General features: G+C 62.6%; 7 protein-coding genes. 2 read left to right on the forward strand and 5 right to left on the reverse strand.

Going from position 1 to position 7202, the window contains the following annotated elements:
- The 3 genes from ACY693_RS11865 to ACY693_RS11875 all read right to left on the reverse strand — a co-directional run.
- Positions 1–161, reverse strand: a 161-nt coding sequence (locus ACY693_RS11865) for a PIN domain-containing protein (protein WP_462322041.1), incomplete at its 3' end; no start/stop codon positions are given.
- 5 nt (positions 162–166) lie between these two features.
- Entirely contained in the window at positions 167–634 is a 468-nt protein-coding gene (locus ACY693_RS11870) for a peroxiredoxin (protein WP_462322035.1), read from the reverse strand.
- 288 nt (positions 635–922) lie between these two features.
- Positions 923–1462, reverse strand: coding sequence for a glycine cleavage system transcriptional repressor (locus ACY693_RS11875; RefSeq protein ID WP_462322036.1), 540 nt, complete (start codon positions 1460–1462; stop codon positions 923–925).
- 181 nt (positions 1463–1643) lie between these two features.
- Here ACY693_RS11875 and dapA point away from each other — a divergent pair, with 181 nt between their 5' ends.
- Entirely contained in the window at positions 1644–2519 is an 876-nt protein-coding gene (gene dapA, locus ACY693_RS11880) for a 4-hydroxy-tetrahydrodipicolinate synthase (protein ID WP_462322037.1), read from the forward strand.
- Entirely contained in the window at positions 2503–3792 is a 1290-nt protein-coding gene (gene bamC, locus ACY693_RS11885; RefSeq protein WP_462322038.1) for an outer membrane protein assembly factor BamC, read from the forward strand. Before dapA ends, bamC begins: the two co-directional genes overlap by 17 nt.
- A 121-nt stretch (positions 3793–3913) precedes the next feature.
- Here the strand turns inward: bamC and ACY693_RS11890 are convergent, their stop codons facing one another.
- A complete protein-coding gene (locus ACY693_RS11890) occupies positions 3914–5773 on the reverse strand; it encodes an amino acid ABC transporter ATP-binding/permease protein (protein ID WP_462322039.1) in 1860 nt (619 codons plus the stop codon).
- 87 nt (positions 5774–5860) lie between these two features.
- Positions 5861–7202, reverse strand: a 1342-nt coding sequence (cydD, locus tag ACY693_RS11895) for a thiol reductant ABC exporter subunit CydD (RefSeq protein ID WP_462322040.1), incomplete at its 5' end; no start/stop codon positions are given.

Below are 7202 nucleotides of genomic sequence, written 5' to 3' on the forward strand. Positions count from 1 at the left end.
GCGACCTCGGATAGGCCCTTCTTGCCGGCGTCGAGCTCCTCGAGCACGATCATCGGCAGATAGATGTCATGCTCCTTGAAGCGAAAGAGTGCGGTCGGGTCGTGCATCAACACGTTGGTGTCGAGCACGAAAAGGCAGTGATCGCTTTCGCGCTTGATCATCGTGATCAGCCGAGCGCACGGACGGTTGTTAGCACCTCATCGACATGACCTGGAACCTTGACGCCACGCCACTCCTTGATCAAGCTTCCTTGCTCGTCAATCAAGAAGGTGCTGCGCTCGATGCCCAAGGATTCTTTGCCGTACATCTTTTTCAGTTTAATGACATCGAATGCCTTGCAGAGCACCTCATCCTTGTCGGAGAGCAGGTCGAACGCGAATCCCTGTTTGGCCTTGAAGTTCTCCTGTGCCTTGATGCCGTCGCGCGAGGCGCCGAGGATGGCGGTATTAGCGGTAGCAAAGTCCGCCGCGGCGGCGGTGAAGTCCAGGCCCTCTTGGGTGCAGCCGGATGTGCTCGCCTTCGGGTAGAAGTAGAGGACGAGGCGCTGACCTCGAAAATCGCTGAGCTTGAGCGACTTGTCGCCGGTCGCGGGGAGCTCGATGTCGGGGACGGGTTGATTGATCTCGACGGTCATGGCGCGCCTCCTATTCGGTTGGGCAGGGACTCAGCCTTGGATTAGGCTTGGTGTTGGACTTGGTTGTCGGCTCGGTCTCGATCCTGGATCAAGCGGCGCGCAAACCTGGTCGTGATCCGGGTTGCAGCCCTGATTCTAACCAGGTCTCGTCGGGCGAATATCAGGTCAGGCGAGCGGATTTGGAAGCGCATCCTGATCCCGAGCAAAGCCGACGAGCCAACGCGATACCACCTGAGTGCTCTGGATGGGCCCTGTAGGTGCTTGGTAGGTGCTGGGGTCAGCCGGCCCTTAGGCCTTTTGTGGCTCGAGCACCGCGTCGAGGTTGAGTCCATCGCAGTAGTCCATGAACTCCTCGCGCAGCGTCGCGATGTGAGTATCCGCAGGGATACCAACCGTCATGTGCACCGCGAACATCGGGGTCCCGGTGTGGGCCGCTGCATAAGTCGTCGTCGCCATATCTTCGATATTGATCTGACGTTCGGCAAAGAAGCCTGCGAGGTTGTTGACGATGCCAGGGTGGTCCATCGCAATCACGTCGACCGCATACGGAAGCTTACCCTCGCCCTGTGCGCGAGCCCCGGTGCGCTTGCTGACAATGGTCAGATCCAAGGAGCGCTGCAGCTCAGGCAGCGCGTTCTCGACCTTTGCCAGGGTATTCCACTTGCCCTCGACCAGCAGGATCGCGGCGAACTCGCCGCCGAGCACCGTCATGCGGCTATCCTCGATGTTACAGCCGTGCTCGAGGATACTGCGCGAGAGATCGTTGACGAGGCCGGGGTGGTCGGCACCGACCGCAGAGATGACGAGGTAAGTCTTATGCGTAGCCATATCTCTGATTCCTGAGCGCTCGCGGCAAGAAGCGCTAAAGTGTAGCAGTAAGCGATGATCCTGAGCCAAACTGGGCGCAAGCCATGAGCAAGCCGGGCGGCGGAGCTGCCGGCGCGCTTGTAAAGCCTTAATGCGCCAAGATACCATTCTGCTCTGACATTTTGGCGAGGGTCTAGCAGGAATGATACGAGGCAGCATCGTCGCTCTTGTGACACCAATGCGTGTGCAAGGCGAACTAGACAGCGAGGCGCTAGAGCGGCTTGTCGAGCTGCATGTGCAGGCTGGAACCGCTGCCATCGTGGCCGTTGGCACCACTGGCGAATCGGCCACACTCGATGAGGCAGAGCACTGTGATGTGCTCGCGCGCACCGTCGCTGCCGCAGCGGGACGCATCCCGGTCATTGCTGGAACAGGCGCGAACTCTACCGCTGAGGCGATCCGACTCACCGACTGTGCTGCGGAGACGGGCGCAGATGCAGCCCTGTTGGTGACGCCCTACTATAACAAGCCGACCCAAGCCGGTCTGATTGCGCACTACCAACGCATTGCCGATGCTGTCGAGATCCCGCAGATTCTCTACAACGTACCTGGTCGTACTGCCTGCGACCTGTTGCCTGCGACGGCTGCTGAGCTGGCGAGCCATCCCAAGATCGTCGGTATCAAGGATGCGACCGGCGATCTAGCGCGGGTGGCCGAGCTGCGTGCGGGCTGCGGCCCTGACTTCGCCATCTACAGTGGCGACGACGCGACCGGCTGTGAGCTAATGCTTCAGGGCGGCGATGGGGTGATCTCGGTCACCAACAACGTTGCACCGGCCTTGATGGCGCAGCTGTGCGAGCTAGCGCTTGCTGGCCAGCAAGACCAAGCCCTGGCATTGAACGCGAGGCTTGATCCTTTGCACCGGAATCTATTCGTCGAATCCAATCCAATCCCGGTCAAATGGGCCCTGCACGAGATGGGGCTGATCGAGACCGGGATTCGCCTACCGCTCACCTGGCTCTCCGAGGCGTATCATCCAGCGGTGCGCCAGGCTCTGATCGATGCGGGCGTCCTTTGAACGGCATCGCTACTGGCTTGAGGCATCTGACTATACGATGAAGATCCTGTCACCGCTGGCCTGTTGCGCCTCGGAGCTATTGCGGTCTCGCAGCATAGCCGCTTACTTTGCCTTGCTGCTGCCGACGGTCGGGTTGCTGACACTAAGCGGCTGCGGCAGCTCCATCAACATGGAGCAGTATCTGCCTGATCGGCAAGTCGAATACAAGAAGGCACGCGAAGCGAGCGAGAATCTGGAGCTGCCGCCGGACCTCGCAGGCGCCAGTTTCAATGATGCGCTTGATATCCCCGGGCCGACAGGCACCGCCACCTTCTCGTCCTATGCCGGTGGTCAAGAGGCGCGCAGGCGCATGGCCGGGAGTGGTGAGGTCTTGCCTGAGGTCTCCGGCATCAGCCTGAAGCGTTCTGGCGATCAGCGATGGCTCGAGGTCGATGCGTCGCCTCAAGTCGTCTGGCCCCAGGTCGTCGCCTTCTGGCGGCAGCAAGGCATCTTGCTCGAGGAGCAAGACCCGGCGGTTGGGGTCATGAAGACCGATTGGCTCGAGAATCGTGCCGAGATCAGAAAGGATTTCGTCACCAACATGCTGCGCAAGGTCGCCGGCGGTCTCTACGCGACCTCGACCCGGGATCAATACCGGGTTCGCATCGATGCTGGGCCGCGCTCTGGCACCTCCGAGATCTATTTGACCCATCGCGGCATGGAAGAGCGCCTGGTCCGCAACACCGTCGGCGAGGGCTCGACCACGGTCTGGGAGCCCGCCCCCACCGATCCCGGCAAAGAGGCCGAGATGCTGCGACGCCTGATGCTTTACCTTGGCGTCTCCGACAGCAATGCCCAACGGATGCTGGCGCAGGGCGGCGGCAGCGCTGGTGGAGCCTCCCCTGCTGCACGCGGCTCTGCCAGCACGGCGCGCCTAGTGACCTCGAGCGCTGGCAGCGAGCTGGTGATTCCGGAAGAGTTTCGCCGTGCCTGGCGGCAGGTCGGTCTAGCGCTGGATCGCACCGGATTTGCTGTCGAAGATCGTGATCGCAGCGCAGGTGTCTTCTTCGTCCGCTACGACGATCCAACCAAGCGTGAGAAGAAGAAGGGGCTGCTCTCGAAGATGGCGTTCTGGGATGGCGGCAATCGCCCGGACAAGGCCAAGACCTATCAGATCCGGGTGCAGGGCGACGCCCAAGAGAGCCGCGTCACGGTCCATGATGAGGCGGGGCGGCGTGACAGCTCTGCCACTGCTGAGCAGATCCTGAGGTTGTTGACGGAGCAGCTGGGCTAATGGAGGTTCGCTGCGCGAGTCTGATTCAGCGATGGCCTTAGGCGATTTTCCGACGGATCGGCGCTGGCGTCAGCGTCCGGGACGGGGTCAATGACGTTATGACGGTTCTTGGTGCCAGCTCTTAGGCGTCTAGGTCCAGCCCCAGCAAACGCGGGTAGGTGGGCGCCTTGATCAGCTCTGCATGGCGGCCGCGCTCGATGACGCGGCCCTGATCAAGCACCAGGATCTCGTCCATCTGTGCGAGCGCGACCGGTCGATGGGTGATCATCAGCACCGTGCGTCCTGCCATCAGCCGTTGTACCGCCTCCATCAATGCGCGCTCGGTGACGGCGTCGAGACCCTCGGTTGGCTCGTCCAGGAGGAGGATGGGCGCATCCCGCAACAATGCCCGGGCGATTGCGATGCGTCGAGCTTGGCCGCCAGAGAGGCGCACTCCGGTTTCTCCGACCCAGGTGTCGTAACCCTCGGGCAGCTCGGTGATGAAGCTGTGGATCTGAGCGGTCTCGCACGCCTGCTCGAGCAGGCTTTGCGGTGCGTCGGGGGCGGCGATCAGCAGGTTTTCGCGGATGCTCGTATCGAACAGGTGCGTGTGCTGGGAGACCAGGGCGATGCGGCTACGCAGATCCTCACCGGGGAATTGCTCTAGCGGCACTCCGCCGAGTTGGATGGTGCCGGATTCTGGTGCCCAGAATCGAAGCAGTAGATTGAACAGCGTGGTCTTGCCAGAGCCGGTGGCGCCGACAATGGCGACCCGTCGCCCCGGTGGGAGCTCGAGATCGATGCCGTCGAGCGTAAGCCGCTCGTCAGTCGAGCCAAGACCTGTGCTCGGGCCTGCCCCCGCGTCATCGCCTGCGCCAGGGCTCAAGCTCCTACCAGTCTCAGAGCCCGCGCTAGAGAAGTCTTCGGAGCTGCCATCGACGCCGCTAGCGCCCTTGTTCGGATAACGGAAGCGCAGCCCATTGATCACCAGCCCGCTGTCTTTCGGCTGCGGCGCCGGGCCAGTCGGCTCTGGCACGGCCGGCTCGGTGTCGACGATCGCGAACAGCCGGCGTGCGGCGGTTAGCGTCGACTCGAGCTGCTGAAACGCCATTGGCAAGGGTGCGACGGCCTCGAAGGTTGCGAGCGAGAACAGCGCTAGCATGGCCAACTGCGGTGGCGCCAGGCTGCCATCATGGACCAGCGGGATGCCGAGCCAGAGCATGCCCCAAAGGGTTAGGTTGGCCGTGAGGCCGGTTGCGGCCTGGGCGATCCCGGTGAGCTGGCTCATGCGCTCCTGCTCTACGACCAATGCCCGGCTCAATGCATCCAAACGTCGGGCATGACTGTCTGCCGCGCCATAGATCAGCAGCTCGGACAGGCCCTGTGTGCCATCGATGCCGGCCTGCCGAAGCTCAGCCTGGATCTCGACGATGCGCCGCCCCGGCTCTTTGCCGAGTCGATGGCCCCACCAGGGGAGCAGCACGCCGGCGATCATGAGCATGCCTAACAACAGTAGCGCGAGTCCCAGATCGAAGAGCGCGGTGAAGACGAAGAACGCGGTCCCGGCAGTGATTGCGACCAACACCGGCACCATGACACGCACATAGAGATTATCGAGCGCATCGATGTCGGCGCGGATGCGGGTCAGCAGATCGGCGCTGTGGTACTCCATCAGCCGGGCGGGGGCCAGGGGCTCCAGGTGCCGGTAAAACCAGACTCGCAGCCCGGCGAGCTGGCGCAGCGTAGCCTCATGGGTGATCAGTCGCTCAAAATAACGCCCGGCCGTGCGGCCGATCGCGCTGCCGCGGATGATGGCGGCTGGCGTGAAATAGTTCATCGCCACCCCGGCTGCACCAGCGACCGCCATCGCAGTGATGAACCAGCCTGAGATCGCCATCAGCGTCACATTGGCCAGTAAGGTGACCAGGGCCACTGCGAACCCGCCGAGCATCCAGCCGCGATAGGGCCGGAACAGCTGCCAGAGGCGGATGAGCTCAGACATGCTGAGAGCCTCCTCGCAACGACCCTCCTCGCAAATTAGGCGCGAATACGGTTCTTGCTGTGTGCATCATGATGGGGCGAGCAAAGTTCATACCGCAGCCGGTTCCAGCAGCCGCACCATCCGCCGATAGGGGCCATCCTGCGCGATCAGCTCGGTATGTGAGCCGGATTCGACGATGCGTCCGCTGTCGATGACCAGGATGCGGTCGGCGTTGCGCACCGTGCTCAGCCGATGGGCGATCACCAGCATCGAGCGACCCTCAGCGAGCTGATCGACGGCGCGCTGCACCAGCGCCTCGCTGGCGGGGTCGAGGCTAGCGGTGGCTTCGTCGAGGATGACCAAGCGGGCATCGCGCAGGAACGCGCGCGCTAATGCAACGCGCTGGATCTGTCCGCCGGAAAGCCCAGCGCCGCGCTCACCGACGGGCGTGTCGTAGCCGCGCGGAAGGCGATCGATGAACTCAGCGGCTCGGGCGCGCGTGGCTGCATCGCGCACGGCGTCTAGCGTCGCATCCGGCAGTCCGAGACGGATGTTATCGGCGATGCTGCCCTGGAAAAGCCGCGGATGCTGCGGCAGCCAGGCGAGACGGCGGCGCCAGTCATCGATATCCAACGACTGAAGCTCCTGATCATCGATTAGGATGCGCCCGCTCTCAGGGCGGATGAAGCCGAGCAAGAGATTCGCGACCGTGGTCTTGCCGGCTCCGCTGGGTCCGACCAGGGCGACGCGCTCGCCGGGCTTGATCTCTAAATGGGTCCCAGCGAGCGCGGGTCGCCCCGGCTCATAGCTGAATGAGACATCCTCAAAACGGAGATGCAGCGGGCTCTCGGCGCCCAAGGTAGCGACCTGTTTCGGTCTTGGTGGCAGCTCGGTATCCATCACTGCCACCAAGCGCTCGGCGGCGGCGATCGCTTCCATTCGGCCATGATAGTGGGTGCCGAGATTGCGCAATGGCGCATAGAACTCGGGTGCTAGCAGCAGGATGAAGAAGCCGGTGACAAAGCTGATCTCAGGCGGACCAATCAGGTCCGGGATCGGAAGCTCGAGCTGATAGAGCCGGAAGCCGATAAAGACCGCGATGATTGCAATGCCCAGGGTCGAGAACAGCTCGAGCACCGCAGAGGTCAGAAAGGCCACGCGCAGCACGCGCATGGTACTGGCTCGATAGTCATCGGAGATGCGCGCGATCACCTCGGCCTCGCGACGGCTAGCATTGAATAGCTTCAGCGTCGTCATGCCTTGGATCACGTCGAGGAAATGAGCGCCCATCCGCGCAAGGTCCTTCCAGAGCTGCTGATTCAGCCGCTCGACGCCACTACCGATCAGGATCATGAAGACTGGGATGAGCGGTGCGGTGACCAGCATGATCAGCGCCGAGAGCCAATCCAGTGGTAGCACCACGATCAGGATCGCGAGCGGGATCAACGCG

This window comes from Halochromatium sp. (genome assembly GCF_054919635.1).